The organism is Bacillus sp. JS (assembly GCF_000259365.1).
Taxonomy (GTDB): Bacteria; Bacillota; Bacilli; order Bacillales; family Bacillaceae; genus Bacillus; species Bacillus stercoris.
Map to the genome: position 1 here is coordinate 1,104,103 of NC_017743.1, position 20,290 is coordinate 1,124,392.

The 20,290-nt window shown below is 44.8% G+C and carries 20 protein-coding genes; 10 read left to right on the forward strand and 10 right to left on the reverse strand.

The window, feature by feature from the left end; all coding sequences use genetic code 11:
• Nucleotides 1-22: 22 nt before the first annotated feature.
• The 5 genes from MY9_RS21095 to spaC all read right to left on the reverse strand — a co-directional run bounded on the left by MY9_RS21095 (nucleotide 23) and on the right by spaC (nucleotide 3,478).
• Complete coding sequence (locus tag MY9_RS21095) at nucleotides 23-148, reverse strand: hypothetical protein (protein WP_014663375.1); 126 nt, start codon at nucleotides 146-148, stop codon at nucleotides 23-25.
• Between the two features lie 104 nt (nucleotides 149-252).
• A complete protein-coding gene (sspB, locus tag MY9_RS05515; RefSeq protein ID WP_014663376.1) occupies nucleotides 253-456 on the reverse strand; it encodes a beta type acid-soluble spore protein SspB in 204 nt (67 codons plus the stop codon).
• Between the two features lie 211 nt (nucleotides 457-667).
• The gene (locus MY9_RS05520; RefSeq protein WP_081483606.1) at nucleotides 668-886 is read right to left on the reverse strand and encodes a YheE family protein; all 219 of its coding nucleotides are present in this window, start codon (nucleotides 884-886) and stop codon (nucleotides 668-670) included.
• A gap of 149 nt (nucleotides 887-1,035) precedes the next feature.
• Nucleotides 1,036-2,397, reverse strand: coding sequence for a spore coat associated protein YheD (gene yheD, locus MY9_RS05525; protein ID WP_014663378.1), 1,362 nt, complete (start codon nucleotides 2,395-2,397; stop codon nucleotides 1,036-1,038).
• Entirely contained in the window at nucleotides 2,387-3,478 is a 1,092-nt protein-coding gene (spaC, locus tag MY9_RS05530; RefSeq protein WP_014663379.1) for a spore coat associated protein SpaC, read from the reverse strand. The genes yheD and spaC overlap by 11 nt, the downstream gene beginning before the upstream one ends.
• Nucleotides 3,479-3,744: 266 nt before the next feature.
• Here spaC and MY9_RS05535 point away from each other — a divergent pair, with 266 nt between their 5' ends.
• Both MY9_RS05535 and MY9_RS05540 read left to right on the forward strand, forming a co-directional pair.
• Entirely contained in the window at nucleotides 3,745-4,878 is a 1,134-nt protein-coding gene (locus MY9_RS05535) for a DUF445 domain-containing protein (RefSeq protein WP_014663380.1), read from the forward strand.
• A 92-nt stretch (nucleotides 4,879-4,970) separates the two neighbouring features.
• Nucleotides 4,971-5,324, forward strand: coding sequence for a YlbF family regulator (locus MY9_RS05540; RefSeq protein WP_003224239.1), 354 nt, complete (start codon nucleotides 4,971-4,973; stop codon nucleotides 5,322-5,324).
• Nucleotides 5,325-5,365: 41 nt separating this feature from the next.
• On the opposite strand, the gene MY9_RS05545 is transcribed toward MY9_RS05540, so the two are convergent.
• The gene (locus tag MY9_RS05545) at nucleotides 5,366-6,439 is read right to left on the reverse strand and encodes a DNA alkylation repair protein (RefSeq protein WP_014663381.1); all 1,074 of its coding nucleotides are present in this window, start codon (nucleotides 6,437-6,439) and stop codon (nucleotides 5,366-5,368) included.
• Nucleotides 6,440-6,924: 485 nt separating this feature from the next.
• Here MY9_RS05545 and MY9_RS05550 point away from each other — a divergent pair, with 485 nt between their 5' ends.
• On the forward strand, nucleotides 6,925-7,791 hold the full coding sequence (locus MY9_RS05550) for a Cof-type HAD-IIB family hydrolase (RefSeq protein ID WP_014663382.1): 867 nt from the start codon (nucleotides 6,925-6,927) through the stop codon (nucleotides 7,789-7,791).
• A gap of 111 nt (nucleotides 7,792-7,902) precedes the next feature.
• Nucleotides 7,903-9,408, forward strand: coding sequence for a coproporphyrinogen III oxidase (locus MY9_RS05555; protein ID WP_014663384.1), 1,506 nt, complete (start codon nucleotides 7,903-7,905; stop codon nucleotides 9,406-9,408).
• A 17-nt stretch (nucleotides 9,409-9,425) separates the two neighbouring features.
• On the opposite strand, the gene khtU is transcribed toward MY9_RS05555, so the two are convergent.
• The 3 genes from khtU to MY9_RS05570 all read right to left on the reverse strand — a co-directional run bounded on the left by khtU (nucleotide 9,426) and on the right by MY9_RS05570 (nucleotide 11,549).
• Nucleotides 9,426-10,643, reverse strand: coding sequence for a K(+)/H(+) antiporter subunit KhtU (khtU, locus tag MY9_RS05560; RefSeq protein ID WP_014663385.1), 1,218 nt, complete (start codon nucleotides 10,641-10,643; stop codon nucleotides 9,426-9,428).
• 6 nt (nucleotides 10,644-10,649) lie between these two features.
• Nucleotides 10,650-11,147 carry a K(+)/H(+) antiporter subunit KhtT gene (gene khtT / locus MY9_RS05565; protein ID WP_014663386.1) on the reverse strand — a complete coding sequence of 166 codons (498 nt, stop codon included), beginning with the start codon at nucleotides 11,145-11,147 and terminating at the stop codon, nucleotides 10,650-10,652.
• Between the two features lie 63 nt (nucleotides 11,148-11,210).
• The gene (locus MY9_RS05570; protein WP_014663387.1) at nucleotides 11,211-11,549 is read right to left on the reverse strand and encodes a hypothetical protein; all 339 of its coding nucleotides are present in this window, start codon (nucleotides 11,547-11,549) and stop codon (nucleotides 11,211-11,213) included.
• Nucleotides 11,550-11,714: 165 nt separating this feature from the next.
• Here MY9_RS05570 and MY9_RS05575 point away from each other — a divergent pair, with 165 nt between their 5' ends.
• Nucleotides 11,715-12,482: an enoyl-CoA hydratase gene (locus MY9_RS05575; RefSeq protein WP_041521495.1), complete on the forward strand. Its 768-nt coding sequence runs from the start codon at nucleotides 11,715-11,717 to the stop codon at nucleotides 12,480-12,482.
• A gap of 20 nt (nucleotides 12,483-12,502) precedes the next feature.
• Here the strand turns inward: MY9_RS05575 and MY9_RS05580 are convergent, their stop codons facing one another.
• Entirely contained in the window at nucleotides 12,503-12,688 is a 186-nt protein-coding gene (locus tag MY9_RS05580) for a YhzD family protein (protein ID WP_014663389.1), read from the reverse strand.
• A 128-nt stretch (nucleotides 12,689-12,816) separates the two neighbouring features.
• Here MY9_RS05580 and MY9_RS05585 point away from each other — a divergent pair, with 128 nt between their 5' ends.
• The 5 genes from MY9_RS05585 to yhaM all read left to right on the forward strand — a co-directional run bounded on the left by MY9_RS05585 (nucleotide 12,817) and on the right by yhaM (nucleotide 20,209).
• Nucleotides 12,817-13,713 (forward strand): ABC transporter ATP-binding protein, encoded by an 897-nt coding sequence (locus tag MY9_RS05585; RefSeq protein ID WP_014663390.1) that lies wholly within the window; start codon nucleotides 12,817-12,819, stop codon nucleotides 13,711-13,713.
• Nucleotides 13,706-14,965, forward strand: a complete 1,260-nt coding sequence (locus tag MY9_RS05590) for an ABC transporter permease (protein ID WP_014663391.1) — start codon at nucleotides 13,706-13,708, stop codon at nucleotides 14,963-14,965. The genes MY9_RS05585 and MY9_RS05590 overlap by 8 nt, the downstream gene beginning before the upstream one ends.
• 106 nt (nucleotides 14,966-15,071) lie before the next feature.
• A complete protein-coding gene (locus MY9_RS05595; RefSeq protein ID WP_014663392.1) occupies nucleotides 15,072-16,298 on the forward strand; it encodes a metallophosphoesterase family protein in 1,227 nt (408 codons plus the stop codon).
• A 4-nt stretch (nucleotides 16,299-16,302) separates the two neighbouring features.
• Nucleotides 16,303-19,191: a DNA repair/recombination ATPase SbcE gene (sbcE, locus tag MY9_RS05600; RefSeq protein WP_081483665.1), complete on the forward strand. Its 2,889-nt coding sequence runs from the start codon at nucleotides 16,303-16,305 to the stop codon at nucleotides 19,189-19,191.
• Nucleotides 19,192-19,264: 73 nt separating this feature from the next.
• Complete coding sequence (gene yhaM / locus MY9_RS05605; protein WP_014663394.1) at nucleotides 19,265-20,209, forward strand: 3'-5' exoribonuclease YhaM; 945 nt, start codon at nucleotides 19,265-19,267, stop codon at nucleotides 20,207-20,209.
• Nucleotides 20,210-20,290 lie beyond the last annotated feature (81 nt).

The window sequence follows — 20,290 nt, forward strand, 5'->3', positions numbered from 1 at the left end:
CTTTCATTATAAAAGGATGTTCTCAGTTTGAACAGCGCGGGAAAGAATACCTGTACCAATAGACAGAACGATGGGAAACATATTCATGAATCATGGATACACTTACGAACTGAACCAGCTCCCAATTCACAATGGTGATAAATGACACCCTGATTCCCTCCCTTTCTTTCTAGGATATGTGGAGTGGGAAAAATGGGTGACAAAATAAAGAGAGCGCGGAAACCGCGCCCTCTATAGCCATATATTGAGTTGTTATTGAACTCTGCCGCCCATTTGCTGCTGAGCGAAAGATACTAAACGTTTTGTGATTTCTCCTCCGACAGAACCGTTAGCGCGGGAAGTTGTGTCCGCTCCAAGGTGAACGCCGAATTCAGAAGCGATTTCAAGTTTCATTTGGTCGATAGCCTGAGCTGCGCCAGGAACTAGTAATTCATTTGAAGAGTTTTGGTTAGCCATGTGTAAAATCTCCTTTTTTGTTTAGTATGGTTGGGTTAACTGGAGTTGCACCAATCTGTGAACCCTTCTCGGGTGTCACTGCCGCCTCGGCGTAACCCAATGCTTTGCCGGCTTGTTACTACGTATTATGTTAAAATGGCCGGAAACTCATGCGGAGAATTGTATGGTAAATGTTGAGAAAGCACAAAAAAAGCCTAGCCATTTGGCTAAGCTAGTCATAAATATGATAAAGCATCAGTTCATGTATCTCGTTTGTAAGAGCAGGCTCGTCAGCGCGGGCGGGAAACAAATCTCCCCATTCAATCTCACCGCTCTTATGATAGATACCTTCATAATGAGTACCTTTAAAATAAAATGAAATTTTCCATCCGGGCAGCTTTTCTTTTGGGAACAAAGGTTTCCAGCTGAAATGAGAAATCATAACGGCCACGCTCCTTACATTTAGTATCAATTGACCTGAATCTAAACGGCTTATGTTCATTGTATCATTGTTTGAGAACATCATTGAAGGGTCTTACTGATGCAGTTTGTCCCAGCTTTGGATAAAGATAAGCCCGCTTTATTAAAAAAGCGGACAGGTTACGAAGGCCACAGCGCTTCAGGGGATGTGATTGCCTTCTCAGATAAATAAGACGCGTATTCAAAGCTTCTTCGTTTTGTCAGAGAATCAACATGATGCAAGTTTGGATGAGAAAAAATGCTCCGGCCCGGGCGCGAATTTGCTTCAAACATCCATACTTTACCGTTCTGATCAATGCCAAAATCGAAACCGATCTCGCCGATAAACCCCTCGATATGATCATGAAGCACATGGCTTGCAGTCAGCGCCGCTGCAGAAAGCTTTTTAATGACCTCAACTCTTTCAGCGGGATCATCGTAAACTTCCGCAAGTGTCTTTACAGTGCCGCCGTTAGAAAGATGTGTTGTTATGCTGTTTTCTCCGGAAATTTTTACGGCTATTGCTGTTACTGTCCATTTCCCTTTTCTGTTTTTATTGGTATGGACACGGAAATCCGCTGGTTTGCCTTGAAATTCGATGAGATCAACACCTTGCTGAATGAGAAAGTCAGATGGGCTGTGCTGTTTTTGAAATTCTGCAAGAAAAGCGGCGGCATCAGGATAATCAATGGAAGTAAATGTTTTGGCGTCATTCGTGTGCTTCACCGTCAGACTCTCATCTGTCCTTGTCAGCTGATAAATGCCGGTGCCGAGTGCTCCGTTTGCCGGTTTGATATAGACTTTTTTGTATGCATCACAGAGCTCATCGATCAGCTCTACAGACGGTGTCAGCTCGGATCGAGGCAAAAAAGGAGCTGTTCTCGGGTCTTTTTCGAGCAATTGATGAACGCTCCATTTATTGAAAAACGTTTTATTAAACCATGGGATTTGATATTCATCGATCAGTCTCTTTTTTGTATGTTGCAAGAGAAGAGAATCTTCAATTTTTCGGTTAGGCAAACGGTCATAAACGACGTTCGGCAATGGAACGATTTTTTTCACCCAGCCGTTTTCCCTGTAAAGGAGGCCTTCAATCGTGCCTTCCTCCCAATTGATTTGATGTGCGCCAAAAACGAAACAGTAGCCTCCGGCTTGCTCATGTAATGTGACAAGCTTAGAAAAAAAGAGGGAACGATCCTTAAAAGGACGCTCAAGAGATACCGTAAACCCAGCCGTAAAGATGCCGACTAACGGCCCGATATGCACTGTATGATCATGAATCAGTATATCAGCCCGGCTTCGGTGGGGGAGCAAAAGCTCATGAAACAGATTTTCAGAGAGAAGCACGGTTTGTTCCAGATGCCGTCTGTAAGCAACATGGCATCTGACAACCTTCGTTCCGAACGCGGCATGCAAAAGTCCGTCTTGCTTCAGCGAAGAGGGCAGAAACAGGGTATTTTCACTGGTTTTGTCTATGCCGATCAAAAACCGTTTACGATTCACGCGGAAGAACTCCTTTCTGGCTTTGCTCAGAAAACAGGTACTGGCAGCGCTTTAGAGGACAAGTGTACAGCTGTTCTTTTTGCTCGGGAGAGACACGCAGGATTGACTTCCTGCCCGGTTTGGAATTGATATCTAAAATCCAAATTCTCCCGTCCTTCGCAAGACATATATCAAGTCCGAGTTCAAACAGCGGCCCGTAGCGCTCGTCAAGATAATACGGAACCGATTGGGTAATCGAAAACACATCATCCAGTAAGACCACTTGCTGTTTTTTCGGTATATCCTCAAACCATGAGTCAAATGTCAGCGCATCAGATCCGCCTGACAAATTGGCCAGCAGCCCGTGTTTATAGCCGCGTCTCACTGCCTTTCCGACTGTATTCCATTCACCTGCTTCGTTTTTTTCCATAAACAGGCGAATATCACAAGGGTATTGTTCCTTATCTTGAATGTTTAAGTAAGGCTGAAGCAAATATTGATGCTGAAGCACTTTTTTGCACCATGTTTTAAAAGAAGTTTGGTTGGAAAACGTTTTTGTCTGCTTATCCTTTCCGATGTGATAAGTAGCGGTGATGTTTTTCTTGCCCAGCTTCAAAAGAATCACGCCTCTGCCTCCTGCGCCGAATGCCGGTTTAAGGATACAGGCTTTTTCTTTGGATAAAAAGGAATGAATTTGTTCATAGCGGCTCACCTTCATTGTTTCCGGAATATAGGGGTTGATTACAGAATTCTGCTGCAAATCGTGAAGGACGGTCCATTTATCGGGAAGCCCCCGCCCGATAAATTCCGTTTTCGGATATTTTTTAAGCCACTCAACGATCGGTTTTGCTTTTTGGGAATGTGAATCCTTGCCGTAAAAACAGCGATCATAAATATAATCTGGAATCGCCATTTCAGTTTCGTTCCAAGTGCTGCTGGCGGAATGATAGACCGATGCTTTGACACGCAAGGTGTCAGGTAAAATATCAAATGGTGTAAACCGAACGAAACGTATGCCAAATTCGGGTGCTCTTTTGGCCAGTTCTGCGGAATAATCCGCTTCATGCTGGCGGGATAAGGACATAAAACCGAGTGTTATCATGATGAGACTCCCCCTTTTATTCAAAAGCTGCCGGCGGGTGTCAGCAGCTTTACGGTAAAAACATTCAGGACGAACGCAGCTGACAGTATTCTACTTTACAGATTACGATTCTTTACCTTGCCCTATTCCAAAAGAACAAGCTGATTTTCTGAGAACAGGAATTTGTCTCCTTGTTTGCTAAGTGATTGCATGAGCCTCTATAATACGTATAGGTACATGATCTATATGAAAAAAGCTGAAGCACAGATGGAGGAAGATGAATAGGAATGGGTATTGCAGGAACCTTTATTTTTATGATCGTGATCGGTGCTGCCATTGGAGCGGTGACCAATCATTTAGCAATTCAAATGCTGTTTAGGCCGTATAAAGCGTACTATTTGTTTGGGAAACGAGTTCCTTTTACGCCCGGGCTGATCCCGAGACGGCGGGATGAGCTTGCAAAACAAATGGGACTGGTGGTGGTCAATCATCTCTTAACCCCTGAGGGCATTAAAAAGCGGCTCGTCTCTGAGGCCGCTAAAACGAAGGCTCTTCAAGTGGGGGAACAGCTGATTCAAAAGCTGTCACTTTCTGAGGTGACAGTCAAAGAGGCGCTTGAAAAAGCCGGGGTGAAGCGTCCTGATGAAGCGGCAGATGCATGGATTAGCAGTTGGACGGATGATAAGCTGCATGAGCTTTTCCGCCGATACGGGAATCAATCGTTAAAAGAGCTGGTGCCTTTAGAGGCGCAGGAAAAGCTTGAAGAAAAGATTCCGATGATTTCAGAATATATATTGTCACGGAGTGTCCGTTATTTTGAAAGTGATGAAGGGAAAATGCGTCTCGGCAATATGATTGATGACTTTTTAAAAGAGCGCGGCATGCTTGGGAGCATGGTGCAAATGTTTCTCGGCAATTCAAGCTTGGCGGATCGCGTGCTGCCGGAACTGCTAAAATTTTTGCGGAATGAGGAAACAAATAAATTGCTTTCTGATCTCTTAAAAAACGAATGGGGCAAGCTGAGGGAGTATACGTTTAATGAAGCAGACGAAAAATGGAATGCAAGGGCGCTTATTTTCAGTTTGAAACGAAGCGTGCTGCAAGCATTTTCGACTGCTCCTTTCTTCGACAATACGATTGGGACGCTTACCGTTCGTTATGAATCTGAGCTGACCCAGCACATGCTGCCGGCACTGTTAGACAAATTGCTTGAAGGGGTTTCGGCCAACCTTGAAAGTGTCTTTAAACGGTTGCGTCTTGAGGAAATCGTCAAGGAGCAGGTGGATCAGTTCCCGGTGGAGCGTCTTGAAGAAATGGTGCTGTCCATTTCAAAAAAAGAATTTAAAATGATTACCTATTTGGGAGGCCTTCTTGGCGGAATGATAGGCGCGGTTCAAGCACTGTTTGTCATCCTTTTTTAAGAAGAAATGGTCTTTGTTTAATGAAAGGAGCTCCATAGTCTGTTATAGTGGAGTGGTATGTCAAACGGCAATGATGAAAGGAGCTATTTACAATGGCTGTTAATTTTTATGATGTAGCGTATGATCTGGAAAATGCATTACGCGGGAGCGAAGAGTTTACCCGTTTAAAAAACCTTTACGACGAAGTGAACGCAGATGAATCAGCGAAGCGCATGTTTGAAAACTTCCGTGATGTGCAGCTTAGACTCCAGCAAAAACAAATGGCAGGGGAAGAAATTACACAAGAAGAAGTGACACAGGCTCAAAAAACAGTTGCGCTTGTACAGCAGCACGAAAAAATTTCTCAGCTGATGGAAGCGGAGCAGCGCATGAGCATGCTGATCGGTGAATTGAACAAAATCATTATGAAGCCTTTAGAAGAGCTTTACGGCAGTGTTGAAGGCTAATCAGTAAATCCCTTCTTGGAAAAGAAGGGATTTTTTATTCATCAGCCAACTTGGAAATCCAATGAATCTTTTACCTCTCCATTGATGATCACTGATAATGTATGGATTCCTTTGTAATGCTTTCTGGTAGTCAAATCCTTGAAGGATTGGATTCTTGTGTATGACTTCGTTTCGTTTTTTCTTATATTTGTTTCTGTTATGTTAAATACTTTCTGATGACGCTGACCTCTTGCTTTTACAAAATCAATTGCGTACTCAATTCTTACTTTTTGATCCCTGTCTGAATGAATATAGAAAGAAAATTCAAGGCTTTCGCCAATAGCTATCCGACTGGGCCGGCATGTTAAATCATGTAGATGTATCGAATCAGCATTTCCATAACCAAAAAGCGCTAAGGCCTGTTTATCACCCTTTTTTAATAAGGTCCGATAGGCGTGTTTGATAATCCAATCTGTATGGGGATATGTTCCATACCATTGATCCGCGACTTTTTCCAGCAAATGAGGATGCGTTTTTGATATATCATTTAGATTGTTGGCCACGCTTTTTCTTACATATAAGGACTCGTCCTGCATCAGCTTCTCAAGTATCGGCAATACGGGCGTAGGGTCCGATTTCAAAGCCGGTATCGATTTTCCCCATGGTAGGCGGGGCCTGCTTCCTTCGCTCGCAAGTCTTCTCACGTGTTCATTTTCATGCTCAGACCATGTACGCAATTGTGCAATCATTTTTTCTTGGTCTAACAGCAAAAAAGGCCTTACAGCGAATTCTGAGGTCGAATATTGTGTAAAGTATTCCAATGCCTTTATTGATTCTTCCCAATGCGCCAACCCGTACTGCTCCACATAATCAGGGAATAAAATTCCGCTGAGACCTTTAAAATGAGGAGCTGTCTCCCGTAAAATGGCCAGAGCTTCAACGTATTGTTTTGGCAAAGTTTCGTATAAGGAAACTGTAATGCGGCGCATCCGCTCTTTTAAAGTGAATTCAGGCCAGGTTTCGAGCTGCAACGTATCCTTGAATTGGTCTTTGTTAAAGTCAGGATAGGATGACCTTACATGATGGATCAAACGAGTTAACAGTTCTTCATTAAATATTTCTTTTAAATCAGCCATATCAACACCGCTTTTTTGTTTAGTATTTATATTGTATGGGAATGTATGTTCTAAATCAAGTGGTGAATCCCAATAATTAACAACGAGTCCTACCAGGGATATACAAAAGCTGATTACTTTTTTTAGTTAAAAAAACCCTTGTCATCGGTAAGGAAAACTGAGATAATAGCATTGAAAGCGCCTACACTTACCTATTTCAAATGGATACGGTCGCATATCATGCCGTTATATTGAGGGGATAAGCAACAGAGAGTAAGTGTTCGGAGCGCATCATTGGTCAAACAAGGGGTTCCTGATACATGATTTTTCGTAAATCGAAATAACGATATTAGGGAGAATGGCTGCTTCGATCGTATCCTATCAACAAGCCATACATAAAGTCTGCTGAGCCAGGCTTTTTTTGCTTTAAGAAAAGGTTGTTCTAAACACAGAGACAGGGTCATATCCTATACACAAGTACAGTCATCAAGGAGGGGGACATCTCTGTGTCAAAACAATTGCTTGCCTTAAATATAGATGGAGCGCTGCTTCGGTCGAACGGGAAGATTCATCAGGCAACGAAAGACGCCATTGAATATGTAAAGAAAAAAGGGATTTACGTCACACTCGTGACCAACCGCCACTTTCGTTCAGCACAGAAAATAGCGAAATCGCTAAAGCTTGATGCCAAGCTGATCACCCATAGCGGGGCATATATCGCTGAGAAAATAGACGCCCCGTTTTTTGAAAAAAGAATTTCTGATGATCATACCTTTAACATTGTTCAAGTATTGGAGAGCTACCAATGCAATATTCGGCTTCTTCACGAAAAGTATTCCATCGGAAACAAAAAGAAGGTCAATTCGAATTTATTGGGGAAAGCACTCATTCATCCGTCTGACCCGATCTTTTATCCAGTCCAGTTCGTGGAATCATTAAGCGATCTCCTCATGGATGAGCCAGTGAGTGCACCTGTCATCGAGGTGTACACGGAGCACGACATTCAGCATGACATTACAGAAACGATTACAAAAGCTTTCCCTGCGGTTGATGTGATTCGCGTGAACGATGAGAAGCTGAATATCGTTCCGAAAGGCGTCTCGAAGGAAGCGGGTCTGGCCCTCGTCGCTTCAGAACTGGGCCTGAATATGGAGGATGTCGTGGCCATTGGGCATCAGTATGACGATCTGCCGATGATCGAACTTGCCGGTCTTGGGGTAGCGATGGGGAATGCCGTGCCGGAATTGAAGAGAAAGGCAGACTGGGTCACAAGGTCCAATGACGAGCAAGGTGTCGCTTACATGATGAAGGAATATTTCCGAATGCAGCAGCGAAAAGGGTTTCTTGATAAGTTCCACATGAAACGTGTGTAAAAAAGCCGCTCGCGCCCTAATAGGTGCGGCGGCTTTTTTGCCGGATTGATTTTAGCGGTTTATTTCTGTACACTAAAGAAAGTTTTGAATCTGATAAATTAGGTGATGAAGTTGCAAATAAAAATAGAAGGCATACATGATGACCGCTTGCATCGGCCTCTTCAAAATATTGCAAATTTGTTTTATGAAGAGTGCGAGCTTGTGTATGGCGGAGACGAGCCCGCAGATGTTGTCATTTCTTTAGCGTTCTCACAAACGAATGAGCATGTGACGGTTTCGGGAGAAGTAAAGGGAACGGGCATAAAGGAGCAGCATACAAAATCCTTTTCTCCCGGCTTGAATGAAAAAGAAGCTTTTAAGCAAGTGAAAAACACAATGTCTTATGTGTATCTCAATCTTCTTCAGGCGCACACGGGCATCACGCAGAAGTGGGGAATCCTCACAGGAATCCGGCCTACAAAGCTGCTTCATAAAAAGCTGCAAAGCGGAATGCCCAAGGAGCAAGCGCATGCTGAATTGAAAAAAGACTATTTAATTCACGATGAAAAAATCAAGCTCATGCAGGAAATTGTTGACCGTCAGCTGGCGGCAGTTCCGGATTTGTACCGAGTAAAGGATGAAGTCAGCATTTATATCGGCATTCCGTTCTGCCCGACAAAATGTGCGTATTGCACATTCCCTGCGTACGCCATTCAAGGACAGGCGGGCAGAGTCGGCTCATTCTTATGGGGGCTGCATTACGAAATGCAGAAAATCGGTGAATGGCTGAAGGAGCATGATGTTAAGGTGACAACCATTTACTTTGGCGGCGGAACGCCGACAAGCATTACAGCGGAAGAAATGGATCTGCTGTATGAAGAAATGGTCCGCTCCTTCCCGAATGTGAAAAACATTCGCGAGATTACGGTGGAGGCCGGCCGCCCTGACACGATCACAGAAGAAAAACTTGCCGTTTTAAACAAATATGACATTGACCGGATCAGCATCAATCCGCAATCCTATGAAAACGAAACGCTAAAGGCGATCGGGAGGCACCATACGGTTGAAGAGACCATTGAGAAATATCATCTGTCACGCCAGCACGGCATGAATAATATCAACATGGACTTGATTATCGGTTTGCCTGGGGAAGGCGTGAAGGAGTTTAGGCACAGTCTTTCAGAAACGGAAAAGCTGATGCCGGAATCCCTGACCGTTCATACTCTTTCTTTTAAACGGGCGTCAGAAATGACGAGAAACAAGCATAAGTACAAAGTCGCCGGCAGGGAAGAGGTTTCTCAAATGATGGAAGACGCGGTAGCTTGGACGAAAGAGCATGGGTATGTGCCCTATTATTTATACCGCCAGAAAAACATTCTTGGAAACCTTGAAAACGTCGGATACTCTTTGCCTGGGCAAGAAAGCATCTACAACATTATGATTATGGAAGAGGTGCAGACGATTATCGGCATCGGCTGCGGAGCTGCCAGTAAATTTATTGATCGGGATACAGGGAAAATCACACATTTTGCGAATCCGAAAGATCCGAAATCGTATAATGAGCGCTTCGAACACTATACGGACGAAAAAATCAAATATTTAGAGCAGATATTTGAGAAAACGACAAAGCAGCACTGATCACAGTGCTGCTTTTTTTATCCCTGTTTTTTTGCGGGCTGAACATCAGGCTTCCATTTAAATACCTTGTTCAGCAAGCGGTAAATCCGTTTTGATTCCTTTGTTACGAGCGGTCCCAAAATGGCCAGAATGAGGACATATAATGCGGCAAACGGCTTTAATGTGGCTGACAGTCCGCCGGCTATCCCAAGATTGGCAACGATAATCGAAAATTCTCCCCGTGATACGATCGTAAGCCCGATATTGGATGAAGCCTTATGAGAAAGCCCTGCGCGTCGTCCTGCGACCATTCCGGCGATAAAGTTTCCCACAATGGTCAAAATCACTGCACCTAACGCAAGCCAAACCGCTTCACCGAGCGAAAACGGATCAATGCTGAGGCCGAAGCTGAAAAAGAACATCGCACCGAAGAAGTCGCGGAACGGAATGACAAGGTGCTCAATCCTATCGGAATGCTCTGTTTCTGAAAAGACCAAACCGAGCAACAGCGCGCCGATGGCTTCCGCTACATGGATCGTCTCTGAAAACCCGGCGATAAAAAAGAGCGCTGCGAAAATGACGATAATAAACACTTCATTTGAGCGAATGTCCAACAGTTTATTCAACAGCGGCGGGAGTTTTCTGGCTACGATAAAAAACAGCAGCATATAACCGAAGGCGATCAAAATGGACAAGAGCGCACTCCCTACGGATGTCGCATCACCTAGCACAAGGCCGGAAACAACCGACAGATATACGGCAAGGAAAATATCTTCAAACATAATGATGCCGAGAATCAGTTCGGTCTCGGGATTGGCGGTTCTTTTTAAATCAACGAGCACTTTTGCGACAATCGCACTTGACGAGATTGTGATGACACCTGCGAGGACGAGGACTTCCAGAAAGGAAAACCCGGTGATAAATCCGTAAAGCAGCCCGAGGGTGAAGTTAATCAAGATATAAATCGTTCCGCCGACCGCAATTGATTTTCCTGATTTGATTAATTTCCCGACGGAGAATTCGATCCCGAGATAGAAGAGGAGGAACAGTACGCCCATTCGCCCGAAAAACTCAATGATTTCACTGCTTTCAATAAATGTAAGATCAATAATTCCCATTTTCGGCGCGTGCGGCCCAACCAGCATGCCCAGCACAATCAGAAATGGAATAATTGAAAATTTAATTTTGTTGGCGATCACACTGGCGATTGCCACAAGCACAAGTGCAGTTCCGACTTCAAATACAAGATGGTCCATAGGCGCTCACACGCCCTCTCCAGAAAGAAAATCGTGAATCAGTTTCTTCAGATGCTTTCTCTCACCTGAGAGGACAAGGGTGTCATTTTCTTCAATAATCGAATCGGCTCCGGGATTTAGGAGCTTTTCCTGATTGTGTTTGATGATGGCAATCACAGTGACATCGTAGTTCTGGCGGACATCAAGCTCTCCGAGTGTGCGCCCGATCGATTTGGCGCCTTTTTCGACCTTAAACCATTCAATAATAAGATCGCTGAAGGCCATTTCGATGGACTCCAGAGCTTGCGGTTTATAGACCATGCCTCCGAGAATAGCTGCAATTTGCCTTGCCTCAGAATCATCCAATGAAATATTTGAAAGGAGCTCATCCGGGTCTCGGTCATTAAACCGGTAAATTTCCCTTCTTCCGTCATCATGAATGATTATCGTCATTTTTTCGCGGTTTCTCGTTTCGATTTCAAACTTTTTGCCGATGCCCGGCAGATCGTTTTCTTTAATATTCAATGAAAATCCCTCCGAATGTCATGTTGGCAAGATGGGGTGAGTTACAAATAAAACTTGAGCAAATTATATTCGGAGGTAATTAGACTGGTATTTGACAGGGGCGGCAAAAGCTTTTTCCAGCCTGTTTATCAGCGGTTCGTCAAGGGGCTTGACAGAGAGCTGCCTGATAGAGTGCGACAGCGGGCTGTACGCGTTGATCAGCTCAGCAGGGTGCACGCTGCCCGGCGACGGTGTTTTTGCCGATTGTGTTTCCTGCGGATATGAAGACATAGGCACATAGCTGTCAGAGCTTGCTTCAAGCTGGGAAGGCAGAACCACGTCCGAAGGGGGAAAGTACACCATAAATAAACTTAACAGAAAACTGATCAGCAATTTATCCATGTTTCTTTCCTCCTTTCCCATCAAGATATCCCTTCTTTTTCACTATATAAAACTTTATGTGTTCATTCAAACAATATGCATTTTTCAGTATCTATTGACCTTGAAAAATATGAAGGTTTATTTGGGGATGACGGGGAATGTATAGGAGAAAGAAAAAAAGAAAGCGTATACATGGAGGTGCTTCATATGGAGTTTATTCAATATGAATGTGATGGGGCTGTTGCGGAGATTATCCTGAATCGCCCTGATGCCCATCACGCCCTGAATGAACAGATGCTGGCTGAATTGAAGGAGGCAGTCGAAATGGCGGCTGCAAGCGAGGCGCTCATTGTTCTCCTGAGAGGAAGCGGGAAAGGCTTTTCCGCCGGCGGTGATATCAGGATGATGACGTCAGAGCATGAACCTGATCAATTTAAACGACTGATGGATACGATTGAGGCTGTCACCCTGAAGTTATACCAGATGAAGAAAGTGACAATTGCAGCCATTCACGGTGCTGCTGCGGGGCTGGGCCTGAGTTTGGCGCTTTGTGCGGACATTGTGCTCGCTGAAAAAAACGCCGTTCTCGCGATGAATTTTATTGGCATTGGGCTTGTTCCGGACGGCGGCGGACATTATTTGCTGAAGAAAAGAATCGGCGAAGCAAAAGCGAAAAAGCTGATTTGGAGCGGGAAAAAACTATCTTCCTCTGAAGCTGCCGATATGGGGCTTCTAGATGGAACATTTACCGGAGATCCTGCCGAAGGTGCAAGACCCATTATCGAAACCTTGTTGGCTTCACCTCTTTTGGCGATGATCGAAACGAAAGCCATCTTTCAAAGCCTCCATCTTGAAGAACTGAAAAAGGTGCTTTCTCTTGAGCGCAGCGCCCAAGAGAAAATGAGGATGACCAAGGATCATCAAGAAGGAATCCGTGCCTTTTTAGAGAAACGGGAGCCGAAGTTTCAAGCGTAACAGATCAGCCGGAAAGCTGATCATCTGTGAAACAAAATCAGCTTTCCGGCTGCATTGACTAAACGATGAGTATGACTGTGAAGCTCTTTTTCTTTTAAGATAACTTCACCATGCGTTTTAGCCGCTTCTTCATTTTCCGCCTCGAATCGCTCGTTTACCAGTGTGTTCCCCGAAGGATCAAAAACGGTTAGGAAATAATCAGCCATCAGGTTTCTCCTCCATTTTTCATGATTTATCAGTCTTTCTTCATTTATATTCTAACTAGGAAATGAAAATCCTCTATTATGTTTCATCCAAAATTAGTATATAATGGGTCAGGGAAGGAGGAGATTCGGTGCTTACAATTGATCACGTAACGAAGACATTCGGAGATTACAAAGCTGTTGACGGATTGGACTTAGATATTCCGGAACAGCAAATGTTCGGTCTGTTAGGCGCAAACGGAGCGGGAAAAACGACGACGTTTCGCATGATCCTAGGATTATTAAGCATTACGGAGGGCTCAATCAGCTGGAAGGGCCGTCCTGTGAATTATCATATCAGCAACAAAATCGGTTATTTGCCGGAAGAGCGGGGTCTTTATCCGAAAATGAAGGTAAAGGATCAGCTTGTCTATCTCGCCAGATTAAAAGGGATGGAGAAGCGGGAGGCTGTAAAAGAGCTTGGGACATGGCTTGAACGCTTCAATATTACAGATTACGAGAATAAGAAGGTGGAAGAGCTTTCAAAGGGGAATCAGCAGAAAATCCAATTCATTTCGGCAGTTTTGCATAAGCCGGAGCTGCTGATTCTTGATGAACCTTTCAGCGGCCTGGACCCTGTCAATGTTGAGCTGTTAAAAGAGGCTGTGATCTCGCTGAAAAACAGCGGCGTTTCTATTTTATTTTCAAGCCATCGGATGGAACATGTGGAGGAGCTCTGTGAGAACCTTTGCATATTACAGAAAGGAAGACCGGTCGTGCAAGGCAAGCTGAAGGAGATAAAGCGCTCCTTCGGTAAAAAGAATGTTACCATTTACTCCGATGACGATCTGCGCTTTTTGCAGTCTCATGAGGGTATTCTTCAATGGAAGGAAACGGCCGACGGCGTCAAGCTGCAGATCGCCAATGAAGACATCTCCCAAGAGATTTTTGCGATGCTTCAGGGAAAAGGATTTATCAGAAAGTTTGAGCTTGAAGAGCCGTCACTGCATGATATTTTTATAGAAAAGGTGGGGGCCGTCTATGAATAAATTTTGGATCATGCTCTCTCATACATACAAAAATAAGATTATGGCAAAATCCTTTATTATTTCGACTGTCATCACTGTGCTGCTTGTTTTAGCTGTAACGAATCTGGAGTCGATCATTTCTTTGTTTCAAGGTGACGATGCGAAAGAAAAAATCGCTGTTATTGATGAAACAAACGAATTATATCCGATTTTTTCAAAGCAGCTGAAAGCGGTCGATACAGACGGCGATCTTGAGGTGAAGCTGTCGAAGCAATCGGAGGATGAGGTGACAAAGCAAGTCAAAGATGAAGCGTTCGATGGCATGCTCATCATCAAACGAGATGAAAAAGGGACCATTTCAGGAACATATAAAGCATTAACGATTTCTGATGAAAGCACGTATCAAACGCTGCAGCAGGCGCTGACGCAAACCAAAACAGCTGTCGGAACGGCGGAGCTCGGCGTGTCGCAGGAAACGATCAGCAGCCTTTATGCGCCCGTTACTGTGGGGCAGAAGGCACTGAAAGAAGGAGCGAAGTCTGAGGAAGAGCTTGGCCAGACGGTAGGGCTTGTTTACATTATGCTGTTTGTCATTTATTTTTCAGTGATTATGTATGCCAGCATGATTGCGATGGAGGTCGCAACTGAAAAATCTTCGCGAGTCATGGAAATCCTGATCTCAAGCATGCCGCCGATCCAGCAAATGTTTGCAAAGCTGCTCGGTATCGGGCTTGTAGGGATCACACAGCTTGCTATCATTATCGGAGCCGGCTCTCTGTCTCTTAAGCTGAACCAAAAGAGCGAAACGGCATCATCTGTCGGCGGATTCCTTAATCTGACTGACGTATCAGCAACGACTGTCATCTATGCTGTCATTTTCTTTTTGCTCGGATACTTTTTATACGCGACACTCGCCGCGTTTCTCGGCAGCGTTGTCAGCAGAATAGAGGACGTGCAGCAAACGATCACGCCGATGACGCTTTTGGTTGTCGCGGGTTTTATGATCGCGATGTTCGGATTGAATGCGCCTGACGCAGGATTTATTACGGTAACTTCGTTTATTCCGTTCTTTACGCCAATGATTATGTTCTTGCGCGTCGGCATGCTTGATATTCCATTCTGGCAGGCGGCAGCCGGAATCGGAATCACACTGCTCACCATTGTCATACTGGCCGTTATCGGCGCCAGAATTTATAAAGGCGGTGTATTGATTTACAGCAATTCAAGCGCGTTCAAAGCGATCAAACAAGCGCTTCGTTTAGCGAAAAACTGATTGGAAAACAGCCTGGGGATTCTCAGGCTGTTTCTTTATTGACAGAACGTGCATTCGGAAGAATTCGGTGCTAAAATAAGGGTACTTCATCCTGGAAAGGAGCAGAATGTTGACTGATCTAACCTTTATTCATGCGGCAGATCTTCATCTTGACAGCCCGTTTTACGGGATATCGCAGTTGCCGGAGCCGATTTTTGCGCGGATTAAAGAAAGCACGTTTGCAAGCGTGAGACATATAATAAACGCCGCAATGAGAGAACACGTTGATTTCATTTTGCTGGCGGGGGATCTGTTTGACGAAGCCAACCGAAGCTTAAAGGCCCAGCTCTTTTTGAAAAAGCAGTTTGAAAGACTCAGAGAGTGCGGAATTTCGGTGTACGTCATTTTTGGGAATCACGATCATCTTGGCGGGGAATGGACGCCGATTGAATGGCCTGAGAATGTCCATATTTTTTCGTCCGCTGTTCCAGAAGAAAAATCGTTTTTTAAAGAAGGCAGGCGCATAGCGAGCATTTATGGCTTCAGCTATCAGGCCAGAGCCGTGACGGAAAACCAAGCCGCCCGCTATCGGAGATCAACTGACGCACCGTTTCATATTGGTATGCTCCACGGCACGCTGTCTGGATCTGAAGGACACGATCCGTATTGCCCGTTTACACATGATGACCTCGTGAAAAGCGGGATGGATTATTGGGCGCTTGGCCATATACATAAACGCCAGGTTCTATCTGCCGAGCACCCGGCAGTCATTTACCCGGGAAACACGCAAGCACGCCATATGAAGGAGACGGGAGAAAAAGGCTATTATCTCGTTCATGTGACAAACGGAGAAATATCTTATGAATTTCAGAGAGCGCATGATGTCCTGTGGGAAAAAGCAGCGGTAGATGTGACGGAGGCAAAGAATATGACCGTTCTCTTCCAAATGGTGGAGGACACGTTTTCGAAGCTGCGAAAAAAGGGGAGCCCTGTTTGTGTAAGGATTGTTTTACAAGGAACTGCGCCAGAATGGCTGCTGAAGGCGCCAAAAGGCACCTTGGAAGAGTTTCTTGAGACGCTTCAGGAGCAAGAAGCGGAGGAGGAACTGTTCGTTTGGCCTCTTGCATTGGATGATGAGACAGAAAACGAAGCTAACGTAACAAATCTTGATCCTTTTTTTGGCGGTTTATTTGAAGACATAGATCGCAGCGATCTGTCAGACGTGCTGGAAGGGCTTGAGCGGCATCCAGTGTATAGAAGGCACGCAGACCGGTTTAGCCAAGAGGAAGTAAAGGAAATAAAAGAACAGGCACAAATTTTATTGAAAAAGCAGCTTAAGGTGCTTGAACCATGAGGCGGTGACAGCTTTGCGAATTATATCTTTACACATCTACCAATATGGAAAATTTTCTAATCGAACCTTTCATTTTTCCGCCTCTCCTGTCCAAGTTATCTACGGATTAAATGAGGCAGGAAAAACGACGATGATGTCATTTATTGAAAGCATGCTGTTCGGTTTTCCGAAAACGAAAAAATATGAACCGAAATCAGGCGGTGTCTACGGTGGTATTCTTGAAGCTGAACATCCTGAGTATGGGGTGCTGAAGATCGAACGGACGAAAGGGACTGCCGAAAAGTTAAGAGTGTATACAGAAAAGGGCGAAGTAAAGGATGGAGATGTTTTAAAGCGACTGTTCCAGGGCACAGACAGGTCGTTGTACAAAGCCATTTATTCGTTTGATGTATTCGGGTTGCAGGAAATTCATGCTTTTAACCGGGACAAGATAGGCGAATTTTTGCTATTCTCCAGCTTGTTTGGAGCTGAAGCCGTATCAAAGCTTGATTCAAGGCTGACGAAGGAAAGCGAAAGGCTCTATAAACCAAACGGGCGAAACCCTCAATTGAATCAGGAGCTGGAAACGCTTAAGCAGCTGGCAGTGAAGCTAAAACAGGCTGAAGCAGAGGAAGCGGGCTATCATCAGCTTCTTGAGGAAAAACGAACGTTTGAAGCCCGCCTTGCAGCCGCGGAAACCGAATTGAAAGAGACGGCGGAGCATATCCGAATGATAGAGGGAGCGATTGAGCGAAAGCCGCTGTTGAATGAAAAAGCGACACTCGAACAGGTGATTGCGGAATTTCCGGAACATGCAGGACAATTTCCGGCTGACGCACTGCACCAGCTGGAAAAATATGAATCCCACCTTCACCCGAAATCCGCACAGCTTGAGGCGCTTCGGGTGAAGATGGCAGAGCTGGACAAACAGAGGCAAAAGCTTACCCCAGATAAAGAACTATTGACGAAAGAAACGCTGATACAAGAGCTTTCGGCATCATTTCATATGTACCAATCATGGGGAGAACAGCTGGCCGCCATTCAGGCACAGCTGCGCCAGTCGTCTGCACAGACAGCGGCAGGTCTTGAACAGCTCAATAAAACAGATGAAAATGAGCTTCTGAATATGAACACGTCATATGATTATGAATGGCAGCTTCAGCAAGCGGTGCAGCAATATGTACAGGCAAGAGACAGAAAACGGCAGCTTGACGAGACGTTTGAACTTGCCCGGCAAGAGCTGGAAGACGCAGAAAAAGCCGTTCATGCCGCTTCGTCCGCCATTCTTGAAGACAGCCAAAGAAAAGATAAAGAAGCGGCACTTAGCGCATATGATGAAACACAAGGGCAGCACCAAAAGCAAGCACAGCTGAGAGAGCAGCTAACGTTTTTTGAAAGACAGCAGGCTAAACAGAGAAAGGCTGTCATTGCAGCTGGCATGTTGTTCATCATTCTCTTTTTTCTGCTGCAGCAAGTGATTCCCGCCATCAGTATCGGCGCTGCACTTATTGTGTATTGGCTTTTATCAGGAAAAAAAACGTCTTCTCGAAACAGCCGGGAGACAAGACAGCCAATGACGGATATTTCACCAGCAGAAGCTGAAAAGCTGAGAGAAGCGTTATGGGAGGACGACCGCAATAAACAGCATCTTCTCACGCAGCGAGCAGCGCTTCAGCAAAAAGAGGCGGCGTATGAAAGGGTCATCCAGCAGTTTGAACAGTGGGAAGCCGATATGGCCCCGTCCTTAACACAGGTCGAGCGTTTTATGAATGAGCTCGGATTTAACGAAGATCCATCGTTTTTGCTTGATGCATACAGCTTAATGAAGGATGTCAAAAAAGAAGTGAGGAAAAAGCATGAGCTGACTATTGAAGCAGGCAGGCTGAAAAAGCACCGGAGAACATTCGAAGAACGCATCAGCATGCTGCATCCTCATAGTCAGGACATCTCCATCTCGGACGCCCTTCACACATTGCGGAAAAACATTGAACGTGAAAAAGAAATTGAGAAGCAAAAAAAGGAAATTGAAACAGATATTCATTATACAAAGGAACAGATGCTTGAGCTTGAGCAAGAAATACAGTATTTTCACGTACAGATCGAACAGTTATTTGCCGCGGCTGCTGCAAAAGACAGGGATGCGTTTTTTGCCACAGCCGACATCAGCAGGCAATTGAAGGATACGGAGAACAAGCTTCATCACGTAAACGCACAGCTTCAAGGCGGGCACCCAGAGGAGCTTGAACTGGCGGATTCCAATACGCTTTCTGAATTGAAAAACAAGCAAGTCACCGAGAATGAAAGAAAAGAGCGGCTGACTGAGGAGATCGAGCAGCTCCGCAGCCAAATCGCACTGCTCTTAGTCAAACAGGAACAATTAGAGGCTTCGGGATTGGTGTCAGATCTCAAGCTTCAAACCGAAATGCAAAAAGAACGTGTCAAAGAAACGGCTAAAAAATGGGCCTCCATACAAATGGTCAAACAGGTGATCAAAAACAAATTGGAGCGGCATAAAAAAATCGAGCTTCCGCGCCTTCTGGAGACAGCAGGAGAATTCTTCCGCCCCCTGACTGACGGAAGCTACCAAACCATTTATTTTTCCGAAACGGATGATTCGATCATGGTTATGCATCGCGATGGAACTGTCTATCATGCGGAAGAGCTGTCACAAGGGACGTGTGAACAGCTGTATACAGCGATCCGATTTGCTCTGGCTGTTACGCGCCAGGATGGGTCAAAGCTTCCGTTTCAGCTTGACGACAGCTTTGTTCATTTTGATCAGGAAAGGCTGAAACGTGTATTACATGTTCTGTATGATTTAACCGAAGGCGGAAGGCAGATTTTGTATTTTACATGCCATGACCATGTGAAGGATGCATTTCATAGCAGCCAAACTATCCATTTGGTGTCATAAAAGAGGTTCTATAGCTGAAAATCGGTATGTGATATACTGGTATTATGTAAGATACGGAGGGAGCTTTAATAGAATGGCTAAAGGGATTATGCTACATGAGGTTGGCGAACAGGTGGACCAGTATCTATTGATTAAATCCTCGACGAAAGGGATTGCAAGCAATGGAAAACCGTTTTTGACGCTGATGCTGCAAGACCAGTCAGGCGATATTGAAGCAAAGCTGTGGGATGCCAAGCAAAGTGATGAAGTGACCTATGCGCCGCAGACGATTGTCAAGGTTGTCGGCGATGTTCACCATTACCGCGGACGCACCCAGCTGAAGCTAAGAAATATCAGACCAGTAAGCGAAAATGAAAACGTCAATATTGATGATTTTCTAGAAACTGCACCGATTCCGAAAAATGAAATGATGGATACCATCACTCAATATATATTTGAAATGAAAAATCCGAATATCCAGCGAATCACAAGGTTTTTAGTGAAAAAACATGAAGCTGAATTTATGGATTATCCGGCGGCTACGAAAAATCACCACGAGTTTGTCTCAGGTTTGGCGTATCATGTTGTCTCTATGCTGAACTTGGCAAAAGCAATAGCAGATTTATATCCGTCTCTTGATCGTGATCTGCTTTATGCCGGTGTTATTCTGCATGATCTTGGAAAAGTGAAGGAGCTGTCCGGCCCTGTTTCCACTTCATACACGGTTGAAGGCAATTTGCTCGGCCATATTTCGATTATGGTGACAGAGCTTTCAAAAGCGGCTGAGGAGCTTCAAATCGATTCTGAAGAGGTGTTAATTCTTCAGCACTTGATTTTGAGTCACCATGGCAAAGCGGAATGGGGCAGTCCGAAACCGCCGATGGTGAAAGAAGCGGAAATTCTTCACTATATAGACAACCTGGATGCAAAAATGAATATGATGGACAGAGCGCTTGAGCGAGTGAAGCCGGGCGAGTATACTGAACGTGTATTTGCGCTGGAAAACCGTTCCTTTTATAAACCGACATTTCATAAATAACTTAAAAAGGACTGATGCTGACATATTCAGCTCAGTCCTTTTTGATGCGTCTTTCCCGCTCATAACTCGTCTCATTCCCGC